The sequence below is a fragment of the Planctomycetota bacterium genome (assembly GCA_039819165.1).
GTDB lineage: Bacteria > Planctomycetota > Phycisphaerae > Phycisphaerales > UBA1924 > JAHCJI01.
In genome coordinates this window covers 127,376-151,082 of the sequence record JBCBSM010000002.1, presented here as the reverse complement: position 1 = coordinate 151,082, position 23,707 = coordinate 127,376, and the positions used below count along the sequence as shown (strand labels likewise).

Annotated in this window: 17 protein-coding genes and 2 tRNA genes; 8 read left to right on the top strand and 11 right to left on the bottom strand. The window is 68.7% G+C overall.

Going from position 1 to position 23,707, the window contains the following annotated elements; genetic code table 11:
• Nucleotides 1–35: 35 nt before the first annotated feature.
• Together AAFX79_12040 and AAFX79_12035 are read right to left on the bottom strand one after the other, a co-directional pair.
• Nucleotides 36–3,236, bottom strand: coding sequence for a glycosyl hydrolase (locus AAFX79_12040; protein ID MEO1009286.1), 3,201 nt, complete (start codon nt 3,234–3,236; stop codon nt 36–38).
• A gap of 379 nt (nt 3,237–3,615) precedes the next feature.
• Entirely contained in the window at nt 3,616–4,833 is a 1,218-nt protein-coding gene (locus AAFX79_12035) for a dockerin type I repeat-containing protein (GenBank protein MEO1009285.1), read from the bottom strand.
• Between the two features lie 201 nt (nt 4,834–5,034).
• On the opposite strand from AAFX79_12035, the gene AAFX79_12030 reads away from it, so the two are divergent.
• The 3 genes from AAFX79_12030 (at nt 5,035) to AAFX79_12020 (ending at nt 9,046) form a co-directional block, all read left to right on the top strand.
• The gene (locus AAFX79_12030; GenBank protein MEO1009284.1) at nt 5,035–5,577 is read left to right on the top strand and encodes an ECF-type sigma factor; all 543 of its coding nucleotides are present in this window, start codon (nt 5,035–5,037) and stop codon (nt 5,575–5,577) included.
• The gene (locus tag AAFX79_12025; GenBank protein ID MEO1009283.1) at nt 5,574–8,606 is read left to right on the top strand and encodes a serine/threonine-protein kinase; all 3,033 of its coding nucleotides are present in this window, start codon (nt 5,574–5,576) and stop codon (nt 8,604–8,606) included. The genes AAFX79_12030 and AAFX79_12025 overlap by 4 nt, the downstream gene beginning before the upstream one ends.
• A 367-nt stretch (nt 8,607–8,973) precedes the next feature.
• Nucleotides 8,974–9,046: transfer RNA gene (locus AAFX79_12020), tRNA-Ile, on the top strand.
• Here the strand turns inward: AAFX79_12020 and AAFX79_12015 are convergent.
• The 3 genes from AAFX79_12015 to AAFX79_12005 form a co-directional block, all read right to left on the bottom strand.
• Nucleotides 9,044–9,538 carry a nuclear transport factor 2 family protein gene (locus tag AAFX79_12015; GenBank protein ID MEO1009282.1) on the bottom strand — a complete coding sequence of 165 codons (495 nt, stop codon included), beginning with the start codon at nt 9,536–9,538 and terminating at the stop codon, nt 9,044–9,046. The genes AAFX79_12020 and AAFX79_12015 overlap by 3 nt on opposite strands.
• A complete protein-coding gene (locus tag AAFX79_12010; GenBank protein MEO1009281.1) occupies nt 9,517–10,590 on the bottom strand; it encodes a CocE/NonD family hydrolase in 1,074 nt (357 codons plus the stop codon). The genes AAFX79_12015 and AAFX79_12010 overlap by 22 nt, the downstream gene beginning before the upstream one ends.
• A gap of 541 nt (nt 10,591–11,131) precedes the next feature.
• On the bottom strand, nt 11,132–12,079 hold the full coding sequence (locus AAFX79_12005; protein ID MEO1009280.1) for a GC-type dockerin domain-anchored protein: 948 nt from the start codon (nt 12,077–12,079) through the stop codon (nt 11,132–11,134).
• A gap of 206 nt (nt 12,080–12,285) precedes the next feature.
• Between AAFX79_12005 and AAFX79_12000 the strand changes: the two genes are divergently transcribed.
• Complete coding sequence (locus AAFX79_12000) at nt 12,286–12,855, top strand: ECF-type sigma factor (GenBank protein MEO1009279.1); 570 nt, start codon at nt 12,286–12,288, stop codon at nt 12,853–12,855.
• Nucleotides 12,855–15,344 carry a protein kinase gene (locus AAFX79_11995; GenBank protein ID MEO1009278.1) on the top strand — a complete coding sequence of 830 codons (2,490 nt, stop codon included), beginning with the start codon at nt 12,855–12,857 and terminating at the stop codon, nt 15,342–15,344. The genes AAFX79_12000 and AAFX79_11995 overlap by 1 nt, the downstream gene beginning before the upstream one ends.
• Here the strand turns inward: AAFX79_11995 and AAFX79_11990 are convergent.
• Genes AAFX79_11990 through lysW form a run of 5 tightly spaced genes read right to left on the bottom strand, consistent with a single transcriptional unit; the run spans nt 15,341 to nt 19,428 of the window.
• A complete protein-coding gene (locus tag AAFX79_11990) occupies nt 15,341–16,468 on the bottom strand; it encodes a [LysW]-lysine hydrolase (protein ID MEO1009277.1) in 1,128 nt (375 codons plus the stop codon). The two genes, AAFX79_11995 and AAFX79_11990, sit on opposite strands and share 4 nt — an antisense overlap.
• Entirely contained in the window at nt 16,465–17,292 is an 828-nt protein-coding gene (locus AAFX79_11985) for a [LysW]-aminoadipate kinase (GenBank protein ID MEO1009276.1), read from the bottom strand. Before AAFX79_11985 ends, AAFX79_11990 begins: the two co-directional genes overlap by 4 nt.
• Nucleotides 17,293–17,318: 26 nt before the next feature.
• Nucleotides 17,319–18,347, bottom strand: a complete 1,029-nt coding sequence (argC, locus tag AAFX79_11980) for an N-acetyl-gamma-glutamyl-phosphate reductase (GenBank protein ID MEO1009275.1) — start codon at nt 18,345–18,347, stop codon at nt 17,319–17,321.
• Nucleotides 18,341–19,201 carry a lysine biosynthesis protein LysX gene (lysX, locus tag AAFX79_11975; protein MEO1009274.1) on the bottom strand — a complete coding sequence of 287 codons (861 nt, stop codon included), beginning with the start codon at nt 19,199–19,201 and terminating at the stop codon, nt 18,341–18,343. Before lysX ends, argC begins: the two co-directional genes overlap by 7 nt.
• Before the next feature lie 41 nt (nt 19,202–19,242).
• Entirely contained in the window at nt 19,243–19,428 is a 186-nt protein-coding gene (lysW, locus tag AAFX79_11970; GenBank protein ID MEO1009273.1) for a lysine biosynthesis protein LysW, read from the bottom strand.
• 431 nt (nt 19,429–19,859) lie between these two features.
• Here lysW and AAFX79_11965 point away from each other — a divergent pair, with 431 nt between their 5' ends.
• The 3 genes from AAFX79_11965 to AAFX79_11955 all read left to right on the top strand — a co-directional run bounded on the left by AAFX79_11965 (nt 19,860) and on the right by AAFX79_11955 (nt 23,506).
• Nucleotides 19,860–21,887, top strand: coding sequence for an ATP-binding protein (locus tag AAFX79_11965; protein ID MEO1009272.1), 2,028 nt, complete (start codon nt 19,860–19,862; stop codon nt 21,885–21,887).
• Nucleotides 21,856–22,311 (top strand): response regulator, encoded by a 456-nt coding sequence (locus AAFX79_11960; protein ID MEO1009271.1) that lies wholly within the window; start codon nt 21,856–21,858, stop codon nt 22,309–22,311. The genes AAFX79_11965 and AAFX79_11960 overlap by 32 nt, the downstream gene beginning before the upstream one ends.
• A 61-nt stretch (nt 22,312–22,372) precedes the next feature.
• Nucleotides 22,373–23,506 carry a hybrid sensor histidine kinase/response regulator gene (locus AAFX79_11955; protein ID MEO1009270.1) on the top strand — a complete coding sequence of 378 codons (1,134 nt, stop codon included), beginning with the start codon at nt 22,373–22,375 and terminating at the stop codon, nt 23,504–23,506.
• A gap of 53 nt (nt 23,507–23,559) precedes the next feature.
• Here AAFX79_11955 and AAFX79_11950 read toward each other — a convergent pair.
• Nucleotides 23,560–23,646: transfer RNA gene (locus AAFX79_11950), tRNA-Ser, on the bottom strand.
• Nucleotides 23,647–23,707 lie beyond the last annotated feature (61 nt).

Below are 23,707 nucleotides of genomic sequence, written 5' to 3'. Positions count from 1 at the left end.
GCAGCGCCGCGCCAGCGAGCGTGGCGTCGCGGTGGTCAGCGACCGGGCACGGCGCGGCCTGGCGTCCAGGGCAGGCCCGCCTCATCGAGGCGGCGTTCCAGTTCCGGAAGTTCACGCGTCACCAGGCGATCCAGTTCCGCCTTCAGGTCGGCGAATGTCCGCCGAGCGATGTCATACGACTCGCGGTGTGTCGGCGTGGGGCCGTGCAGCGCGTACTGGGTCCCGAACTGCGCCACGCTTAGTCTCCGCGAGATGGAGACGGGCCCCTGGTCATTCGCCAGGCCACGCCGCTCGTTGCCGGAGAGCCGTTCCTGCATATCGGCGACGCGTCGCGCCATCAGCCTGACTTCATCGCCGAGCGTGGCGTCGTCGACGATCGACCGATCGAGGGTCTGCCTAATAGCGCCGAGCCGGCGCCCCGTGTCCTGCAGGACACGCCTCGCTCCGGCTACGGACCGCTGCATCTCCGCGATGCCCCGATTGAACGCGACCAGATCGCTCGGGGACGCGCCCGGCAGAGTGCCGCTCTTGCGTAAAGGCACGACCTCGAACTGCTCCGACTTTCCGCTGTCGATCAGTTCGCCGTCGACGCGCGTCGAGAGGTGCACGGTGTATGTCCCCGGCGTCACGAGGACGCCATCGTCTGGATCGCCGATGGCGTACACGCTATCCTCGCCGCGATCCGCGACCCACGGATCGGTAGAGGGGTAGGTCAGGCTCCACTGCACACGGTGGATGCCGCGTTGCGTTGGTCCGGTGATGTGCCGGACGACGTCGCCGTTGGCGTCGCGCACGGTGAGCACGACGGCGGGGGGTTCTTCCTGTTCTTCTTCGCGGAGCGCGTCCCACCCAGGCGTGGGCGTATCGCCGCCGGTCTCGGCGATCTTCGTCTCGCGCTTCGTGCGGATTTCCTTTCGCGTCTCGAGCGGTTCCCGGAGGTAGTACGTGAAGGTGGCGCCGAATGGTGGATTTGGCGCAACGAAGAAGGCGTCGCCCTGGGAGGCCTTCTGGCCGTAGCCGAGCGTGCGACGGGGCACGTACCACCACGCATCGCGCACGGGGAAGAGGTCCACGTCCTGCTCGAGCGTATCTTCGGAGACACTCCGCAGCGGAGAGTAGTCGTCGAGGATGTAGAAGCCCCGGCCGAATGTCGCGCCGACCAGATCGTCCTCGCGCGTCTGGATCGCGAGGTCGCGGAACGGGATGTTCGGCACGCCGCCGGTCAGCTCGATCCAGTCCTGCCCGTCGTTCACGCTAAAGAAGACGCCGAACTCCGTGCCAACAAAGAGCAACTCCGGCTTGATGTGGTCCTGCACCAGCCTCCAGACGATGTGCCGGTCGGGCAGGTTGGCGCCGATCGACGTCCAGGTGCGGCCGCGGTCGGAACTCTTGAGCGCGTACGGGGCGAAGTCGCCTGCCTTGTGGTTGTCGAGGCAGACATAGACGGTGTCGGCATCGTGCAGGCCGGCCTTGATGTCGTTGACGAACGCGAAGTCGGGCACCTCGGGAAGCGGGCCGGCTGCCCGCCAGGTCCGCCCGCCGTCCTCGGTCACGTGGATCAGCCCGTCATCCGTGCCGGCGTAGATCAAGCCGGCCTGCTGCGGCGATTCCGAGAGGGAGGTGATGGTGCCGTACTTGGACATCGCGTAGAGGTCCCAGATGGCGTCGAAGCTCCACACGCGCCCCATCATCGGTTCGGTCAGCCGCTCGATGCCGCGCGAGAGATCGCCGCTGATGGCGACCCAGGACTCGCCACGGTCGTCGCTTTGCCAAACGCGCTGGCTCGCGAAGAAGAGGCGGGCCGGATCGTGCGGACTGATCAGGATGGGTGCGTCCCAGTTGAAGCGGTCGGTTTCCTCGTCGGCGCCCGGCTGGGGCTGGATGTAGACGATCTCGCCGGTCTTGCGGTCGTGGCGCACCAGGTTTCCCTGCTGCCACTGCGAGTAGATGATGTCGGGGTTCGTCGGGTCGATCGCGGGCTGGTGCCCGTCGCCGAAGACGGTGATCATCCAGTCGGAGTTGCGGATGCCGTGGATGTTGTCGGTGCGCGACGGGCCGTACTGGGTGGCATTGTCCTGGGTGCCGCCGATGACGTGGTAGAACGGCTCGTCATAGTCTACGGCGACCTTGTAGAACTGCGTGACGGGGAGGTTGGCGGTGAACTTCCACGTCTCGCCGAGGTCCCAGCTCTCGTACAGGCCGCCGTCGGATCCCATGAGCAGGTACTCGGGATCGCTGGGGTTGAAGGCGAGCGCGTGGTTGTCGCTGTGCTTGTGCGTCTCCTGCAGCCGCCGGAAGGTCTTGCCACCATCTTCGGTCACGTGCGCACGCACGTCCATCTGGTAGACCCGGTCGAGCTTGTGCGGGCTTGCGAAGATCTCCTGGTAGTAGTGGGGACCCGTGCCGCCCGAGATGTACTCGGCGCCCTTCGTCCAGGATTCGCCGCGATCGGTGCTGCGGTAGAAGCCGCCCTGGCGGTGGGCGAGTTCGATGGTCGCGTAGACGATGTCCGGATCGATCGGCGAGACGGCAAGGCCGATGCGGCCCTTGTCCTCCGATGGGATGCCGCTGGTGAGTTCCCGCCAGGTGCGTCCGCCGTCGGTGGACTTGTGGATGCCGCTCTCCGGCCCGCCGTTGATCAGGGCTGCGACGTTCCGGAAGCGCTGCTGCGTCACGGCGTACATGACGTCGGGGTTGCGCGGATCGAGGTGTAGTTCGTTGACACCGGTGTATTCGCTCCCGCCGAGGATCTTCTCCCAGGTCTGCCCGCCGTCGGTGGACTTGAACAGTCCGCGATCGCCGCCGGGGGACCACAGCGGACCCTCGGCGGCGACGTACACGGTGTCCGAGTCACGCGGATCGACCGCGATCATCCCGATGTGCTGCGAGTCCCTCAGCCCGAGGTGCTCCCACGACGCACCACCGTCGCGGCTCCGGTACACGCCGTCGCCGTAGCCGACGTGGCGTCCGCCGACGTTCTCGCCGGTGCCAACCCAGACGACCTCGGGATTGCGCGGATCGAGCGTCACGCAGCCGATCGAGTATGAGCCCTGGTCGTCGAAGATGGCGTTCCAGGTGGTGCCCGCGTTGGTCGTCTTCCATAGATTGCCGCTTCCGACGGCGACGTACCACGTGCTCTGGTCCTCCGGATGCACGGCGAGATCGGACACGCGACCCGACATGAGCGCGGGGCCGATCGATCGCAGCTCCAGTCCGGCGAACGTCTCGGCGCTCATGGACTCCGGGGTCTCGCCTTGCTGCTGACTCGCGCCAGCGCTGGCTGCCCGGGCCGAGGCAGCGAACCAGCAGCAGGCCAGCAGGATCTGCAACGAAGAGCATGCGGTTCGATGAGCTGCCATGTCTGGCTCCTGGGCAAGTGACCGTGGTGATTCGCGTCGTGTCGGGCATCCTAACCGAGCCGCTGGCACGCCTCCGGGGAGGCGGCCACCGCTGGCGGGCGGGATCACGTCGATGCCGGGACGTTCGTCCAAGCGGCCGAAGCCGCCGTCCGCTCCCATTCCGGGGTCGAGCGTGGGGCTGGACCGTGATAAGCCTCGAGCGCACGCCCATGGACGTGGACGTGGCCCGAGGCACGCGATGCAAGAACGGGAACGGTCAGGGCGTCCGGTGCTCCGGCCACAGCGGCGGCTGCTGCGAGACCCCGAGGAACCGGGGGGAGCCACCGCCCGCCGAGTAGTCGTTCATGAACGCAAAGTAGTCGAGGCTCGTGACCAAGCCGTCCTGGTCGTAGTCGCCCTCGAAGAACGTCGGGTCGTCGGCGTCATCGGGATCCGAGTACTGCGACATAAACAGGAGGTAGTCCAGGCTGTTGACGGTGCCATCGCCGTTGAAGTCGGCGGGGGTGCTGATGTTCCCGAACTCGCACACTCGACGGACCCACTCGGTCGCCGGCATCGATCCGACTTGGATGCCGAGCCACTTGCCCCCGCGTACGTGGTTGTACGCGTCCTCGATGTCGCCGAGACTTCCGGTCATGTACCAATAGCCAACGCTGGAGAGCAGCGGGTTGACGGGCGTTGCGAGGCCAAAGTTCGTGCTCCACCAGAAAGGATTCTGGCTCGCGGCGAGCCAGGGAATCTGGGACTCAGTGGGCCAGACGCCCGGCGCGGTGATAAGCCCGGACCCCGCTTCGCTCGCGATGTACGTCCTGCGATCCGAATCAACGTCGTACAGCAGCGGGCTCTTGTTGATCGCCTCGAGCAGCGATGCGTTACCGAAGCTGCTATCGAGCCAGATCGTCCGGATGCCGCTGTTGTGCCACGGCTCGAAGTCCACCAGCACGTCCTGCATCGTCGCCGGATCGTTGAGATCGCTCTCGCTTACAAACGAGATGGACTGCGGCAGGATGTAGATCTCGAGCGATACCTCGGGGTGCGCGTCGGCCCACTCGCGGATGAACGTCAGGTAGCCGTACTGCTGCCATGCCGTCATGTCGGCGAACGCGAGCGAAAGATCGCCGGTTGCACGGTTTAGCGCGATGCGGCGCCAGCCGCTGTCGTACAGCGCGTCGAGCTTGGTAATAAGTGCATCGAATCCCGCCCAGTTGTCGTCCGGATCGGGATGACCATTGCCATTGGCGTCGTCATTGTCGCCAAGAAGATGCTGGACGTTGGCCGTGTCCAGTCGCAGGCTTTGGAAGGCGATCGGCCGGCGATCGATGGGGAAAGTCGGCAGGACGTACGATCCGCCGGGGAATTCCTGGGGCCGGAGCGGATCGGCGGTCGGCGGCGGCGGCGTCCAGCCGCCCTGGGACCACGCCGTCGCGGTAACGCAAGCGGCCAGTGTCGACGCGGTGAGAACGTTCGCATGCATGGGCATCTCCTCGTGTGCTTGGTCCGATCGATAAACTCCACGCTGCGATGTGATGCCGGCAGGACATTGCTTTGGATCCATTGGCGAACGTCGCATCCCGGCGCCATCGCATTGGATACACAAGCAGGAACCGCGCCGAGCGGGGCCACGAAGGACCGGTTTTTTGGTCGGCGGCGGCGCGAATCACGGACGGGGAGACGAATGGCGACCGGCAGCTCCACGGAAGACGAAGGCCGCATTGCGGAAAACACCATTGATCGATTCGTCGAGTTGCATTACGATGAATTGCGAAAGCTTGCAAGCCGCATGCTGCGCACCGAATCGCCGGACCACACACTGCAGCCAACGGCTCTCGTACACGAGGCGTACATGGCGATCGCGGCCATGCATAACGTCCAATCTGACGAGCACTTCTTTGCGCTGGCGACGCGAACGATGCGTCGGCTGCTCGTGAACCATGCCCACAAGCGATCCGCGCAGAAGCGAGATCGCAAGCGGACGCGGGCACGGGCCGGGGATGAATTGCCGGCGAGTGGCCTGGCCGCCATCGATCTCATCGCGCTCGATGAGGCGCTCGACACGCTCGATAAGCAGGACCGACAACTCGCGACGATCGTGGAGCTTCGGATCTTCGCGGGCCTGGGGACGTCCGGCATCGCCGCGGCTACGGGAATCTCGGAACGCAGCGTAAAGCGACACTGGATGTTCGGGCGCGCATGGCTCCGGAGCAAGCTGTGTCATTGACGAATGAAGAATGGCGGAAGGTCCGAGCGCTCTTCGACGACGCTGCTGGCAGGAGCACAGGGGCCGAAGATCTGCAGCGACGCCTCCATGGACTTGGCGATGACGCTGCGGAACTCGCACGGCGGCTGATCACGTGGCACGCCGACACCGCGCCCGGGGACAGTCCCGACGCGGTGCTCCCGGCGATCCGCCCCGGCGACACGATCGCGGGATTCACGCTCGAAGAGCAGCTGGGGTCTGGTTCGTACGGCGTCGTGTACCGTGCCACGCAACGCTGGCCAGTCCGCGAGGTCGCGTTGAAGCTGGTCCCATCGGGTCCGCACCAGGATCAGGCTACCTTCGAGCACGAAATCGACGTGCTTGCCGGACTGGACCATCCCGGCATTGCCCGGGTATTCACAGCGGGCTCGGTTGTCATTGCTGGTACGGCGTGCTTCTACGCCGCCATCGAATTGGTGCGTGGTTCGATCATCACGGAGGTCGCAGCTACGCGGAGCTTGCGTGAACAACTCGCACTGCTCGCCTCGGTGTGCGATGCCCTGCAGCACGCCCATGATCGTGGCGTCATGCACTGCGACATCAAGCCGTCCAACATCATGGTCAGCGATGACGGTGTCGCGAGACTCCTGGATTTTGGCATAGCACGATTGCAGGGTCGCAGCAGCGAAGGCTCGTGCAGTGGTACGCCGGCCTACATCAGTCCCGAGTTGCTCACCGCCCGCGCCGAGCCAACGCCCGCATCAGAGGTCTTCGCGATCGGTGTCGTCATTCATGAGGTGCTAGCCGGTCGATTGCCCTGGGCCGTGAACGACCGGTCGCTCCTGGCGGCCGTGCGGCGCGCTACGCAGGCTCCGGAGCTATCGCTCGCGGAGTCGCTGCCGGCCGATGTGCGGCATCTGCTCCGTCGTTGCCTGGCAGACAATCCGGGGGAGCGGTACGCACACGTGGCGGATGTGGCCGAAGATCTGCGGCGCGTCGGGGCGCTCCGGCCGGTGCAGGCGCGCCGGCAGACGGTGGCGTATCGATCCTCCAAGTTCATCCAGCGGCGCCCGTGGACGACCGGGGCATGGACGGTCGCGTGCCTCGTGCTGGCAAGCCTCGTGCTCCTCGCTGCCATCGCGACCACCAACGCGGGTCGGCAGCGGCTCGCGGCGCAGCAATCCGTTTCGGAGCGACGGGCGAGCGACGCGCTGTCCAGGCTGATGCTCGAGGCCGTGCGTCCGCAAAATCTGGGACCGAACGCCACCCTCTATGACACGATGGAGTTCATCACGAACCGAGTTGCCGCCGGCGATCTCGATGCGATCGAGGCAGCCAACGCGCAGTCTCGTGGCGAATTCTACATCGAACTCGCATCACGCTGCTATGACTGTGATTTGTTGGACGAAGCCATTCTGTATGCGCGCCGTGCGGTCAATGTCCTCGAGGAACAGGAAGGACACGCGGGCCCAGAACTGTCCGAGGCGCGTCTCGTGCTTGCGCGTGCACTGATCGGCTTGGACGACATGGACGCAGCGAAAGAGGTAACCGACCAAGCACTACGGCAGCATGATCGTGCATCCAAGGACGACGACAAGAACGCGCTCCGGTGGCGGCGGCTTCCCCTGGAGATTGCGATACACGAGGGACGATACGACGACGCCGTACGCATCGGCGAACGAGTCCTGGAAGACTGGCAGCGAGTCGATTCGGCGGCGCCCGAAGTTGCCGATACGCTCTTCGGCCTCGGCGAAGCACATCGACGTCGCGGAGATTACGAACTCGCGGAGCAGCTGCTTCGCGACGCACATGCTCGGTATCGCGAGAGTTTTGGTGAGACGCACCCTCGCACGCTGTCATCCTGCAACTCTCTCTATCTGATATACCTACAGACGGGTCGCATAGAGCAGTCTGTCGAGCTGTCGGACGAACTTCGGTCGATGGTGCTGCGAGTCTATGGATGGCGGCATCCCAACACGGTTGCCCTGTGGAACAACATGGCGCAGGCTTGTGCGCTAAGCGGTCGCCTCGAGCGGGCCCGCCAACTCGCCGAGGAGGCCCTCGAGGCGTGCCGGGTCCACCATGCCGAAGGTGATGAGCCAACGCGCATGACGTGGCGCCTGCTCGGGGAGATCGCGTCGCGGCAGGGGCGCTATGCAGAGGCCGAATTGTGGTTCGGCAAGGCGCTAGAGTCGTTCGAGCGGGTGTTGTCGCCGGGGCATTTCATGAACCTGCAGATCAGGCACAACATGGCGGTAACGCGAGTCCGAGCTGGGTACGCCGAGGGCAGCATCGACCACTTCGCGGCAGCGTGGAGGGGCCTGGTGGACATGTTCGGCCCGGGCCACCCGCACGTCCGCGCGACCGAAACCAGTTACGTGGACGCATTGCTCGAAACAGGCAGGCCGGTTCGGGTGCTCGAAGTGCTTGGAACAGAAGGGGCGGGCCCGGATGCCCGCCGGAGCACGTTGCGCATCGAGGCGATGCTCGCTGCTGGCCAGCTCGACGAAGCAGAGGTGGCATTGTGGTCCATGCTCTCGAATGACGAGGTACGCGAAAAGGTGCGCCTTGATGCGAGCCGGCTGCTCGCCGACCTGTTCATCGAGCGGCACGAGTATCGAATGGCATACGAAGAGTACGATGCCCTCGTGCGCGCGATGGCCGACGATACGCTGCACGAATCGTCGCGAGTGGCCGATCTCTACGAGGGCCTTGCCAGGGCCCATCTCGGCATGGGCGAGTACATGCCAGCCTACATGATGCTAAAAGGCGTGCTGGATCATGGCGCTGTCGTGCAGGAATGCAGTACGAAGCAAGCCGAGTGGTGCGCGTTGATGGCCGAGTGCGCGCTGCATATGGGTGATGTCTATCTGGCGGAGCGACTCTACGACCGAACTCGCGTTCTGTGCGACGCCCTGGGCGTCAGGGAGGAGCATCCGTTGCGAGTGGCCATGCACGCGCGCAGCTTGGATCCCATGCGCATCCGCACGATTGGTTCTGTGGGTGCAGGTGGAAGAGCCGACGGTGTGACAGTCGAGCATCGGCGGTAGCGTGAAGGTGCGAACGGGTTTTGCGTGAACTGGTGATCGCAGATGGCGTGATCGATCACGAGGCCGCCCCCTGGCGCATCTGGGTGGGTGATCGCGCTGCAACGAGGTTCCGCTCGGGGCGTGGGGGCCTTCGTCGTTGTGGTGCGCCGGGATGTCGGCCAGGGCCCGATGCTCCGGAGGCACCACCAAGCAGCCAGCCCCAGGCCCGCACCGGCGTCCGGGGATCTAGCCTTGCCCGTGCAGCAGCTCGGAGAGGTAGAGAGTTCCATCTCCCGCGGCGGAATTCCTACCATCTCACTGCCCGTTGTGCTTCAACGCACGATGATCACGATGTCGAAACACGCAAGTCCTTGAAACAGAGGCATTTGGCCCCGTAGCTCAGCGGTTAGAGCACGCGACTCATAATCGCTTGGTCCCCGGTTCGAATCCGGGCGGGGCTATTGAGTGGGTGCTAGGCGCACGTGCTCGGCAGCACCACACGTTCGTGCCGCGTCGGTGCCCACCGCTGTCGCCGCACGGTCATGCTGGCCGCCCGAGATTCCGTGCCATCGCCGCCTTAGGGCAGCGGCGCCCGGCGTCTCAGGGATCGGCCGGCTTGCGACCGCCTTCAGCGGGGCAAGCTGCAGGACCTCTCTGCTTCCGATCTCGTCTCGAAGATTCATGGTGTGGCTGGTGATGCGCCATTGCCGTCCCGTGCGCCGGAGTTCGTACCCGTAGTCGCCCCGCGCCTGCCAGAAGTGCCCACCGAGGTAATGATCCGCGACGAAGTCCGCGGTTGCGACGGCGGTGTCGCCGCGGATCAACACGTGGATCTCGGACAGCGTGTGCCGCGTGCGATCAAAGCCGGGCAGGAAGCCGGCCCAGGACCGCATGAGATCCGCGGCTGCGAGTGTCGCCGCCGGCTGGCCAGTCAGCGAGCTGTAGTCGACGATGACCTCGTCCGCATAGAGATCTTGGAGGGCATCGAACTGTCCCAGGTCCGCGAGCTGGCAACGCCCTCCACGACCGTCTTCACGGCCGCCACATCCTGCTGCAGTTCGAACACCGTCGTGAAATGCTCCGCGAGGGCGTCCGCCGCCATCGCGATGGGGGCCGGTTGGTCATAGAAGTCGAACTGCGTGATGCCATCCAGCCACATGATGCGGGCGTGACCACCCATGCGCGCCGCGAACTCCGTGACGCCCTCGGGAATGACTGCCGCACGCGAGTGCACCACGAGCGTGGGCTTGCGGAGCGAATCGCCGATGCTGATCGCGTCATAGGCCAACCAGGGCTCCCATGATGCAACGTTGAACCGGTTGTCGTACGTCTCGACGAGTCCGCGGTCGGCCTCCGTGTAGTACGGAACGTTGAACACCAGCGCGGCTTCGTTTGTTGTGCTGGCGGCCTCGATGATGACCGGTTCATCCGATGCGGCCGCTTCGCGGCCGGCCGCGACCAGGTTCGCAACGCCCTCCGGTCCGCCGTAGACCGATTCAGCGATGGCGTCGTTGTGCAGCCATGGTGCCGACAGCCCGATCGCCCGAACAACTGGACTCCGGTGTGCCGCGTCACTCATGTAGCCCGCGGAAGCGCACACCCCGAGGCCGCCGATACGCGCGGCGTCCACCTCGGGCCGTGCGGCCAGATACGTCGTGGCGGCAATGATGTCCTCGGTCTTGCGCTCCGGATCCTCGAGGAAACGGGGATGTCCCTCCGAGTCGCCCCAGCCGCGAAAGTCGAAGGTCAAGACCGCAAACCCGCGGCCGGCCATTACTGCGGCGCAGGTCGCCGGCATCTGCTCCTTTACGGTCGTCCAGGCACCGGTGACGACGAGGCCCGGGAGCCTGCGTGCATCGTGCCCGTCCGGAAGGTAGAGATGGCCCACGAGCGTGACGCCGCCGGACTCGAAGGAGACGTTCCGACGGACAACCTCATCGAAACCCCATGCTCCGTTGGCAAGCAAAGCGCCAAGGACGGCGGCGGTGATTGCGGCAGACTTCATGGCGGGTCCTCGTGTGATCTTGATCGAAGCGTCGCTCAACTCATGCGTCGATTCAACGCGCGAAGCATCACGCCGCATAGCGGAACAAATGCAGATGCGTTGATGATGTTAGAGCGTTCGTGCTCGTTCGGCGTGTTGCAGAGCACGGTGATTGCTGGGCCATCTTGCAAAGGCAGAACCCACGCACTCGATGGTGAGCGGTTCATGGTCAGGCAAGAAGAGCCCCGAAGACCCGCAACGCGACATCCGTGGCGTCGCTCGTGAGGTTCGTCGCGGCCACGCAACTGCTACTTCCGGAACCAATTGTTGCACTTCTCCACCCGGCGGTGGCCCAGGCCTGCCTCGGCATGCAGGAATCTCCGTGCCGCTTCCTTGCCGTTGAGAGCGACTGGAATCCAGCGAACAGCACGCGTGGAGTTGTCCCGAGGCCCCCAACGCGCAACCAGCACGGCGGCCGCGGAGAAGCCGCGCGGCCGCCGTGCTCGGGGGGATTTTCGGATGGGTTCCACGCACCCGCGCGACGCTTCGTTGCCGGCCGGTGTTACGGGCAGCCGGTGTCGAATGCGTTCTGGAAGCAGAGGAAGTCCCAGATCTCGAGCCGGCCGTTGCCGTCGCAGTCGGCATCGAGGCTGCCGGCGGCGAATGCGTTCTGGAAGCCGAGGAAGTCGAAGATCGTCAGCTCGCCGTCGGCGTCCTGGTCGGCGAAGCACGGCAGGAAGTTGGGCTCGCCGAAGATGAAGTCGTCCATGACCACCAGGTCGTTGGCGGGCCAGGCTTCCTGCACGCCGGCGGCCAGCGCGGTATCGCCGGTCACGATCCGCACGCGGGTCACGATCGCCTCGTCGTACTTCACGCCCAGGAACGACAGCGACTCGCTATCCACGTCGCCGGCCTGCACGTAATAGATGCCCAGGAACTCGTCGTCCAGGCCGTAGAACGTCAGGCTGGTCTGCTCCTCGGTGTCCACGTCGCTGAAGACGGCGCCGAAGCCGGTGCTGGCGGCGGGGCGGTCCTCGCCGGGAATCCGGAAGTGCACGTCGACGACGTTGCTGCCGATGGGCGTGAACAGCCGCTCGGGGCTAAAGGTCGAGAAGATGTCGTCGTAGGTCGGGTCGATGTTGGCGAACTCCACGCCCACGCCCGACGCCTCGGTGGCCGACAGCTGGAAGCCCGTGCCGTCCGTGGTGAACACCACGCCCCGGGCCCGCGGGAAGGCCGGGAAGTTGAAGAAATCGCCCGGGAAGTCGTTGGGGGCGCTGACGGCGTCGGGGGCGGCATCCCAGTCGATCTGGCGGCGGCCCGTGCCCACCGTGCCCGGCTCGGGACGGTTCAGATCGCCCAGGGCGTCGCGGAAGGCGTCGACCGTCGCGGTGATGTCCCCGGCGGTGGCGCCCGAATCGCTGTAGACGACCGGGTCGGAGGCGTGGGCGGCGCCTGCGGCGGCGACGAGGGTGGCGGCAACGAGCGTGCGGTTGGTCATGGACTGCATGGCGTATCCTCTCGGTATGCGTTCGATGGCCCGTCCAAGGCGGGCCACGGTGGGTACCCGCGGGGGTCGGCACGCCGTTGCGCCGAATGCGAAGGCCCCGGGGCTCTGCGGCCCGCCGCCTCCCTCCTGGGTCGTGGCGGGCCAGACCGAGATATGGAAACCGCCGGCGGCGGGCGCAACGCCGCGGCGATTTTTCTGGCCGCCCCATGGACGACGACCTCACCAAGCTGCTGGATCGCGTCGGCTCGGGCGATGCCCGCGCGCGGGAGGACCTCGTCGAGCGGGTCTACGACCGCCTCCGAGCCATGGCCGGCCGGCAGCTCGGCGGGTCGGCGGCCCACACGCTGCACGCCACTGCCCTCGTCCACGATGCCTACGCCAAGCTCTTCGGTGGCCGCGACCCCAGCTTCGAGGGCCGCCACCACTTCTTCGGCGCGGCCGCGAGCGCCATGCGGCAGGCCGCCGTCGAGCACGCCCGCCAGCGGCTCGCCCAGAAGCGGGGCGGCCACTGGCACCGCGTCACGCTCACCGGCCTCGACGTCGCCGGCGGCGATGAGGTCGACACCCTCGGCCTCGATGCAGCGCTCACCGAGCTGGCGAACCTCCACCCCAGGCAGGCCCGCATCGTCGAACTGCGGTTCTTCGCGGGCCTCACCGTCGCCGAGGCCGCCGATGCGCTCGGCGTCTCGCCCCGCACCGTCGAGCTGGACTGGCGGACGGCGCGGGCCTGGCTGCGGAGCCGCCTGAGCGAGGGCGACGCGGGAGATGCCGAGTGATGGACGCCGCCCGCTACGAGCTCGTCACGAGGCTGTTCCAGGAGGTCTGCGACCTGCCGCCCGAGCGACGAATCGCGGTGCTCGACGAGCGCTGCGACGACGCCGAGCTGCGGCGGGCCGTGGAGGATCTCGTAGCCGAGGACGGTTCGGCGGCGGGATTCCTCGAGCCGTCCGCCGTCGCGTCGGCGTCGCCAGAAGAGCCGGCCACGCTCCGCCGCGTCGGCCGCTACGCGGTGGTCGAGGAGCTGGGCCGCGGTGGCATGGGTGTCGTGCTCCGGGCCCTCCAAGAGACGCCCAAGCGCGACGTCGCCCTCAAGCTCATCAAGCCCGAGCTCTTCGGCCGGGGCATCGCGGGCCGGCTCGAGCAGGAGGCCGAGATCCTCGGACGCCTTCGGCACCCCGGCATCGCCCAGATCTTCGAGGCCGGCCACGCCGAGGTCGTCGATGATCGAGGCCGCAGCGAGGAGCGGCCGTTCATCGCGATGGAGCTCGTGGAGGGCACGCCCCTCGAGGTGCACGCACGCAACCAGGGCCTCTCGATCCGGGAGCGCGTTGCGCTGCTGGCCGTGCTCTGCGACGCGTTGCAGCACGCCCACCAGCGCGGCGTCATCCACCTGGACCTCAAGCCCGCCAACATCCTCGTCGACGAGAACGGCGCCCCACGCGTGCTCGATTTCGGCGTCGCCCGCGCCCTCGATCGCGGCGTCGAGGCCCGGCTCGCCGAGGGTGGGAGCATCATCGGCACGCTCGCCTACATGCCCCCCGAGCAGCTCACCGGGCACACCCACGATCTCGACACCCGTGCCGACATCTACGCCCTGGGCGCTCTGGGCTTCGAGCTGCTGACCGGCCAGCTGCCTCGCCGCGCGCCGACCGCGGGATTCGGCGGCACGCCCCTCGCGGCCGACGCGCAGCAGGCCGCCCGCGACGCGCTGCTGGCCGCCCTGACCGCGCCGACGCCGGCGGCGCAGGAGGTCGATGCCCGCATCGACGCCGAGCTGAGTGCGGTGCTCGCGCGGGCCATGGCGCCCGACCGCGAGCGGCGGTACGCCTCCATCGGCCAGTTCGGGGCCGACCTGCGCAGGTGGCTCGCACACGAGCCCGTCGACGCTCGCAGCGGCGGACCGCTCCGGCGGGCCCGTCTCTACGCACGTCGCAACCGCCCGGTGGTCATCGCCGCCTCGATCACCGTGCTCATCGCCGTCGCCGCCCTCGGGCTGCTCGTCGCGAGCATGCTCAACGCGCACGCGTCGGCCGAGCGGGAGCGCGAGGCGACCCAGGCCGCGCTGCTCGCCACCGCCGAGGCCGAGGCCGAGATCCTCCGCGCGGGTCGCATGAGCACCTTCCTCCAGAACGCCATCTTCGGCGTCGACCCCGAGGAACTCGGCCCCGATGCCAGCTTCTTCGACGCGCTGGAGTACGCGTCCAACCGCATCCACCGGGATCTCGCCGACGCGCCGCTCGTGGAGGCCGAGGTCCGCTACTCCATCGGCTTCATCTACCGCCGCCACTCGATGTACGCCCCCGCCCGGCGGAACATCCAGGCGGCCCTGCGCACCTGGCGGGAACACCTGGGCGAGGACCACCCCAAGTCCATCTCCGCTGCGGAGGAGATTGCCTACCTCACGCTGCTCGTCGACGGGCAGGCCGAGGCGGCCGCGGAGGGCTTCCGCCGCATCCTGCAGCTCCAGCAGGCAGCCGGCCGTGACGAATCCGCCGAAGCCGGCTGGCAGTGGCTCAAGCTCGGTCGCTCGTTGCTCATGCACGACCGCCTGCACGAGTCCCGCGACGCCCTGGATCGTGCCAGCGATCTGCTCGCGCGGCACTACGGCGAGGCCTACCGCGCACGCGCCATGGCCTGGCGCGCGCTCGCCGAACTCGCCGGCGGCGATGCGTCCGAGGCCGAGGCCACCGCCCGCGCCGCGCTGCAACTCGTTGATGGCGCGAGCGAGCAGTCCTACGCCGAGGCCCACGTCCGCACCGTGCTCGCGCGCGTGCTCGTGGAGGCCGATCGGTTCGACGAGGCGGAGGAGCACGCCCACGCCGCGCGACGGATCCTCGAGGCCAGGCTGCCCGAGAACCACGTCGACCTCGCCGACGTCCACGAGGTCGAGGCGCGGCTCGCGCTCGCCGCCGGCCGCATCGAGGCGGCCTCGACCCACGCCGACGCCTGCCACCGCATCCGCTCGAGCAGGCTCGGCCCCGACCATCCGGACCTCATCGCCGCCAGCGCCCTGCGCACGATGGCCGTGGTCGCGCCGCAGAATCCGAGCGATGCGATGCACGCCATCGACGAGCTGTTCCGCTCCGCGGAACAGCTCGCGGGGTCGGACCATCGCCTGTCCCTCGAGCTGATTCGCTACGCCATCGCCTGCGCGGAATCCGCCGGCGACGCCGCAGCGGCGTTCAACAAGGGACGCGTGCTGCAGTCGCTCGGCGAGCGGCGTGCCGCCCGCTTGCTCGCAAGCCAGGAACCGGCGGTCCGCTAGCCAACCCGCTGCGGCACGCCCGAGGCCGTTGCCGGATCCGCCGCGCACAGCTCGTCGATGAGCGACGCGATTGCATCCGCCAGCACGTCGATCGACCGCCCGAACTCGTCCAGCGGGAGTCGCTCGTCCGGTGTGTGGTCGAGCGTGCTATCGCCCGGCCCGTATGCGGCGATCGGGCATCGCCACGCGGGCCCGACCACGTTCAGATCCGCCGTTCCGGTCTTGAGCTTGGGACGCGGCCGGCCGCCGTTGGTCCGTATCGCGCTGGTCAGCGCCCGCACGACCGGATCGCTCCGGTCGGTCGCATGTGCGCGCTCCATGCCGCGGCACTCGATCTGCACACCCGCCGGCGCCATCGCCCGCAGCTGCTCCGCCAACACGGCCGGCTCGACGCCCACCGGCAGCCGGAAGCCCGCGTCGATGCTCGCCCGCTGCGTCAATCCGTCGCAATCCGAATGCATGTCCTGCATGCTCGCCTGGATCCCGTCGAAGACGCGGCCACAATCCGCGTTGAACGCATCGGCGTAGCCAAGCACGCCGCGCCACCACGCGAACGCGAGGTCCGCCGCCGACGGATCGCGTCCCGCGGAGTGGTGGTGCGGGCACGTCGCCGTCGCGGCCGCCAGCAGCCGACCCTTGTAGCCCAGCGTCACGCCGTCCCAACCGCTCGGCTCGCCGATGATGCAAGCATCGGGCCGCCACCGATCGACCAGGTGCCGCGCGCCGGGCGACATCGGCGTCTCCTCGCCCGCGGCACCCGCCACCGTCAGGCGCACGCCCGCGGGCATGTCCGCCCGCCGTGCGGCCGCCAGCATCGCCGCCAGCGGCCCCTTGGCGTCCACGCTGCCCCGCCCGTGCAGCACGCCGTCCTCGATCCGCACCGGGATGTCGCCGGCCACGGTATCGATGTGGCCCAGCAGCACGACGTGGATGGCCGCATCCGCGGGGCCGCGGTGCGCGACGGCGTTGGTCGCCTCGTCGATGTCCGCGTCGAAGCCCCAGGCGCGAGCTCGATCAACAAATAGCTCGGCCGCTGCTCGCTCCCTACCCGAGATGCTGGGCGTCGACACCAGGTCGACGAGGAACCGCGCGTCGCCATCCAACTGTGGATGCGGAACGCTCACGACGCCACCGCCGCGGCGAACACCGTGCCGCTTCCTGACCGTGCCCGTGCGATCGCGTCGCCGCCCGACGCCGAGGCGATCGCCACCCGGGGCACGCCGCCCGCGATCGCCTCTTCGGCCGCGAGCACCTTGTTCTTCATCCGCCCGCGGGCCGCGGCACGCACCGACTCGAGCGCATCGTCGCCGACGCGGCGGATGAGCGTCTCGGGCCGTGCCGGGTCGGCCAGCACGCCCGGCACGTTCGAGAGCAGCAGCAGTTCGTCGGCCCGCAGCGCCGCCGCGGTCGCGGCCGCCGCCCGATCCGCGTCGACGTTGATCGCCACGCCCTCGGGCGTCACCGCCGGCGGCGTAAGCACGGGCGTCCGCCCCGCATCCAGCAGCACGCCGAGGAAGTCGCCGTCGACCGAGTCGACGCGGCCTGACAGGTCGTCGCGGATGATCCGCGTGCGGCCCTCATCGTCCATTGCGCGGATGGCGTGCTTCCGCCGACCCTGCCAGATGCCCGCGTCGAGCCCGCTCAGGCCGACGGCATCGACACTCGCGGCGCGCAGGCCCTCGACCACCGCCTTGTTCACCCGGCCGCAGTAGGCCATCTCGAAGATCTCCAGCGTCCGACGATCGGTCCGGCGGGACTGGTGCCCGCTCGGGCTGGTGATCGTCTCCGGCGGATGGCCCAGCGCCTCGGCCAGCACGTTGGTCTCGTGCGAACCACCATGCACGAGCACGACGCGGACGCCGGCACGGACGAGTTCGGCGATCTCCGGGACCGCGATCATCGGGTCGATTCCCTCGCCGCCGCCGATCTTGACCACGATGGTGTGCATGTGCGTGCTCCTGCCCGGTTCGTCCGCTACGCGGGGTGCAGCCCCGGAAAGCCCAGCCCCAGCGCCTCGTCGAGGCTGAGTGCAACGTTCATCGCCTGGATGGCCGACCCCGCGGCGCCCTTCACCAGGTTGTCGATGGCGCACAGCGCCACGATGCGTCCCGATCGCTCGTCGATCGCGAAGCCCACATCGGCGTGGTTCGATCCGACCACCACCCGCGGGTCGGGCAGCCGGTTGGGACCGCTCCGATCGGCCACGATCCGCACGAAGGGCTCGCCGCCGTAGGCCTCGCGGTACAGCCGCCACAGGTCGCGGGTCGCCAGCCGCTCTGTGGGCTCGACGTGCGCCGTGCACAGCACGCCCCGAACCATGTCGATGGCGGTGATCGTCGCGTCGAGGTCCAGCGGCCCTAGCGACTGCTCCACCTCGGCCAGGTGCCGATGCCCCGCCGTGCTGTACGTGCGAGCCGTGCGCGCGCGGATCGCGTGGTGCGAGCCCGCACCTCCCTCGGAGCCGGCTTCCGAGGAGCCGACCTTCATGTCCGCGATCGCCCGTCGGACGAGGCCGGCCCGCGCGAGCGGCAGCAGCGCCAGCGTCATCGCCGTCGCGTTGCAGCCCACGCCCGACACCAGCCCCGCTCCCGTCAGCTGCGCCCGCGAGACCTCGGCCAGCCCGTAGGCCGCCTCGGCCAGCACGGCGGGCGCCGGATGGGTCTCGCCGTACCAGCGCTCGTACGCCTCCGGATCCGAAAGCCGGAAGTCCGCCGACAGATCGACCACCAGCGGCGCGAGGCCCCGCCAGCCATCGATCTCGGCCGCCGCCCGCCCGTGCGGCATGCACAGGAAGAGCACGTCGCAGCCCTCGATCTCGTTGGGCGTGCAGAAGGCCGCGTCGACGTGCCCGCGCAGATTGGGGTGCACGCCGTGCACCGGCCGCCCCGCCAGCGAGCGGCTGGAGACCTGCGCGATCTCCATCTCGGGATGGGCGTGCAGCAGCCGCAATAGCTCGCCGCCCGTGAAGCCGCTGCCGCCGACGATGGACGCCCGCCTCAGCACGCGGCCGCTCCCTCGGCGATCGCCACGGCGTGTCGAGCCACGGCCGCGGGGATATCCACGCCCGTGGTGTCGATGCTGTTGCGGAACTCCATCGAGTGGTTCAGCTCGTTGACGAGCAGCCCCCGCCGCGGATCTTCGAGGACGTCCACCGCGACGACGTCGGCGTCCACCGCCGCGGCCGCGCGCGCCGAGGCGTCCCGCAGCTCGTCGTTGATCGCGAGCCCCTCGGCCTGCGCGCCCCGCGCGGTGTTCGTCACCCAGTGGTCGCTCGAGCGCACGATGGCCGCGATCGGCTCGCCGCCCACGACGAACACGCGGATGTCCCGCCCCGGCTTGTCCACGTGCTCCTGGGCGTACACCACGCCCTGCTGCACCGATCCGAGCGTCTCGCGGTGCTCCAGGATCGCCTCGGCCGCGTCGCGATCGTTGAGCCGGGCCACGAGCCGGCCCCACGAACCCACGGTCGGCTTGAGGACCGCCGGGTAGCCGATGGCCTCGACCGCCCGCAGCCCCGCGTCGGCGTTGGTCGCGACGCGGACCGCCGGCGTCGGCACGCCCGCTCGCACCAGCTCGATGGTCGTCCGCAGCTTGTCGGCGCAGACCTCGATCGACCGCAGCGGGTTGATGCAGCGGACGCCGTAGCCCTCGATCAGCCGCAACGCGGTCAGCGTCGCCGTTAGGCTCACCGAGCGATCGAGCACGGCGTCGTACCGTGCCCACTCGCCGGCGTCGGCGGGGTCGAACACGATCCCACGCAGATCCACGGGCGTCACGCGGACGCCGATGGACTCGATGGCATCGAGCAGCAGCCGCTCCTCGGTCCGCAGACGCGTGTAGGTCATCGCGATGTGCATGGTGGCCTCCTGCCGCGGGCGCGCCGCGCTCGAAAGCGGTGCTATTCGCCCCAGTCTTCCTCGACCTCGGGCGCCAGCTCGAGGGTGATGGGCTGGATGGCGATGACCTCCAGCTCCGCGCCGCAGTCGCCGCAGCGGGCGATCTGGCCGTTGAGCGGCGGGCGGTCGAAGGCGACGGCGGCATCGCACTCGGGACAGGCGGTGGTGGCGCTCGGCGATTCGATCATGGCTGTGCTCCGTGCTGCGTGGGTTGGGTGCATGGTGTGGGTGGGCATCGCGTGCGCCCGAACCGCCGCGGAACATCCGCGGCGGACGCGAAGAACAGCACCCCCGGGCGGGCCGGGGGTGCGTCGTTGCTTCGGTGTGCCGGGGCTAGGGCCTAGCCCGCGTGCAGGAAGCCACAACGACAACGCCCGGCGACGAGGACGCCGCGGGTGGTCGCTTTGCTGGCTTTGCGTGCAATGGGGCTTCGCATGGCGGAGGAGTATACCCAGGCGGCCGCGCCGGGCCACGTGCATGCTCGCCCGTGCGGGGTCGCCGCAGGTCGCCCAAAGACCGCCAGCAGCCAACCGCCAATCCGCCAATCGCGACTGGATCCGACCCTCGCCGCGGCCGATAGCCACTGCGGTGCCGCTTGCACCACGAGGGGGCTGCCGCCATGGGCGACGACCGTGCCACGCCGGATCTCGCCGCCGCGGGGGGCAATCCGCCCCCGCACCCAGCCGAGGCCACCCGCCTGGCGATGCTCCACCAGTGCAGCATCCTGGATACCGACCGCGAGCCGGTGTTCGACGGCATCACCCAGCTCGCCGCGAGCATCTGCCGGACGCCCATCGCGCTCATCTCGCTGGTCGATCGTGATCGCCAGTGGTTCAAGAGTGCCGTGGGCCTCGGCGCCCGCCAGACTCCCCGCGACCAAGCGTTCTGCGCGTACGCCATCCTGTCCGAGGAACCCCTGGTCATCGAGGACGCCGCCCGCGACCCGCGGACCCGCGACAACCCGCTGGTCACCGGCGAGCCCGGCATTCGCTTCTATGCCGGCGCGCCGATCCGCCTCGAGTCGGGCGATCCGTTGGGCACCGTGTGCGTCATCGATACCCAGCCGCGCACCATCGACGATGCGTCGCTCGCCCAGCTGCAGGTCCTCGCGCAGCAGACCGCACGGCTGCTCGAGCTGCGCCGCGACGCCCGGCAGGTCGAAGACATTCGGGGCGAGCTGCGGACCATCCTCGATGCCGTCCCGTCGCTGATCTTCTACAAGGACAACGCCAACAAGATCCTCAACGTCAACCGCGCGGGCGCCGAATCGATGCGGATGACCGTCGACGAGATCTCGGGCTGCCAGACCGAGGAGATCTACCCCGACGACGCGTCGGCCTACCTGGAGGACGATCTCGAGGTGCTCAACTCGGGCAGGCCCAAGCTGGGGATCGAGGAGAGCTACGTCAACGCCGAGGGCAAGCGTCGCGTCATCCGCACCGACAAGATCCCGCTGCCCAACCAGCACGGCGAGTTCGATCGCCTGGTGGCGATCGCCACGGACGTCAGCGAGCTCCGCCAGGCCGAGACCCGGCTCAAGGAGGTCCACGAGCGGCTCGACCTCGCGCTGCGGGCGGCGGGCCAGGCGACCTGGGACTGGCACATGCCCGACCATATCGTCGCCTACAGCGACACCTGGTACACCATGCTGGGCTACGAGCCCGGCGAGCTGCCCATGACCTTCGAGGTCTGGGAGGAGCTGGTGCACCCCTCGGACATCGCCGTCGCGATGGCCTGCATGGAGGCGCACCTCTCTGGGGAGTGCGATACGTTCGAGGCCAACCTCCGCATGCGCCGCAAGGACGGCTCGTGGATGTGGATCCGCACGATCGGCCGCATCGTCGCGCGGGACGACGAGGGCAAGCCGCTCCGCGTGGCGGGCATGCACCTGGACATCGATGCCGAGCAGAAGCTCCAGCAGGAACTCACGAGCCGCAACACCGAGCTCAGCCAGTTCGCATACGTGGCGTCGCACGACCTGCAGGAGCCGCTGCGATCCATCGCGAGCCACCTGGCGATCATCCAGGAGGACTGCGGCGACCTGCTGCCCGAGGTGACCCGGCCCTCGCTGGAATTCGCCATCAGCGGCGCCAAGCGGATGAAGGTGCTCATCGACGACCTGCTGCAGCTCTCGCGGATCAATCGCACGGGCCGCAGCCCCGAGCCCACCCCGCTGGCCGAGCCCCTGCGGGCGGCGCTCGCCTCGCTCGAGGCCGCCATCGCCGAGTCGGGCGCCGAGGTCGAGGTCGGCCAGCTGGGCCACGCGCTGGCCGACGCCCCGCAGATCACGCAGGTCTTCCAGAATCTCATCGGCAACGCCATCAAGTTCTCGGGCGACCGTCCGCCCCGCATCCGGGTGTCGGCCGAGCGCCGTGCGTCCTCGGTGGCGGTGTCCATCGCCGACGAGGGCGTGGGCTTCGATCCCGCGCTGTCGGATCGCGTGTTCCAGATCTTCCAGCGGCTGCACACCCGGTCGGAGTACGAGGGCACCGGCATCGGTCTGGCGATCTGCAAGCGAGTCGTCGAGCGGCACGGCGGCGGCATCACCGTGGATTCGCAGCCCGGCCGGGGCACGACCTTTACCTTCACGCTCCCCGCATGCTCGGAGGAACGCCATGAGCAGTCCAGCGTCCGCAAGGCCGGTTGACGTGCTGCTGGCCGAGGACAACCCCGCCGACGCCCACCTGATGCAGCGGATGCTCGGCAAGCTCCGCACGCCGACTCGGCTGCACATCGTCCGCGACGGCGAGCAGGCGGTCCGCTTCCTGCGCCGCCAGGGCGAGTACACCGACGCGCCGCGGCCCGACCTCGTGCTGCTGGACGTCAACATGCCCCGCAAGACCGGCCTCGAGGTCCTGGCCGAGACCAAGGCCGACGACGACCTCCGCAGCATCCCGGTCATCATGCTGACCAGTTCCTGCGCCGAGCGGGACGTCGAGGAGAGCTACCGGCTGCACGCCAACTGCTTCATCACCAAGCCCGTCGACCTCCAGCGTTTCACCGGCCTGGTGCACGCCTTCGAGGAGTTCTGGCTCCGCACCGTCGAGCTGCCCCGCACCTCCGCCGCCTAGCGACGTTCTTGCCCGCGGCGATCCCGCCGCCGATCCGGCCGCCGACCCGAGGAGAGCACCCATGCGGATCCTGGCCCTCGAGGACAATCCGAGCGATCTGCACCTGCTGAAACGCGCCCTGCGGGACCAGCTGGGTCCCGAGCACGAGGTGCTGCACGCCGAGCGTCTCGCCGCCGCCATCGAGCAGATCTCGGCGGCGCCCGCCGACGTGGTCCTGGCTGATCTCGATCTGCCCGACAGCCACGGCATCGAGACCATTCGCGCCGTCAAGGAGGCCGCCCCCGACGCCGCGGTCATTGCGCTCACGGGCAGCGATCCCGGCGTCCTCGCCTACCGCGCGCTCGAGCTCGGGGCGCAGGACTACATTGCCAAGGCAGACGTACTCACGCCGCTGCTCGGCCGCGCGATCCGCTACGCGCTGCACCGCCAGGGCGTGCAGAACCAGCTCGATGAGGCCCACCGCCGCATCGAGCTGGCCAACGCCGAGATGCAGGAGTTCACCTACGCGGCGTCGCACGACCTCAAGTCGCCGCTGCTGACCATCCAGGGCTATTGCGAGTTGCTCCACGCTGCGTGCGAGGCCCGCGATCGCGACTCGATCCACGACGCGCTGGCGGTCATCCAGCGGACCTGCCGCAACGCGACCGCCATGATCGACGATCTGCTGATCCTCTCGCGCGTCGGCCGCAGCGAATGGCATCCCGAGCCGGTCGACCTTTCGGAGCTCGTGCACGAGATGCGGGTCTCGCTGCAGCCCCGGGCCGCGCAGCGGGGCGTGGCCATCGTCGCCGACGAGGACCTGCCCGCGGTCGAGACCGATCGCGCCAGCCTGCGCCGCGTGCTCGAGAACCTCATGACCAACGCCCTCAAGTACGGCTGCCCACAAGCCGGCTCGACGCTGCGCATCGGCGCCACCCAGCGCGGCGACCGCGTCGAGATCTTCGTGCAGGACAACGGCCCGGGCATCCCCGAGGCCGACCGCGAGCGGGCGTTCAAGGTCTTCCAGCGGCTCAGCGACGAGCCGGGCGGCACCGGCGTCGGCCTGTGCGTCTGCCGGCGGATCGTCGAGCGGGCCTCGGGCGAGATCTGGATCGACGACACGCCCGGAGGCGGAGCGACCTTCCGCTTCACCATGCCCGCTGCCATCGGCGACGCTCGCCGGGAGGCGGCCGACCCCGCAGCGACCGCGGCGTAGCGGCGACCGTTCATTCCATCGCACGAATCGCCGCGGGCAGGGCCGACGCGGAACGGAGCGGGTGGGATTCGAACCCACGAGGGGCTTGCACCCCCACACGAATTCCAATCGTGCGCCTTAAACCGCTCGGCCACCGCTCCACTAGTGGGTCCCGATTGCGGGCCCGCAGGATAGGCGGCGGGGGCTCCATCCGCGGCCGAC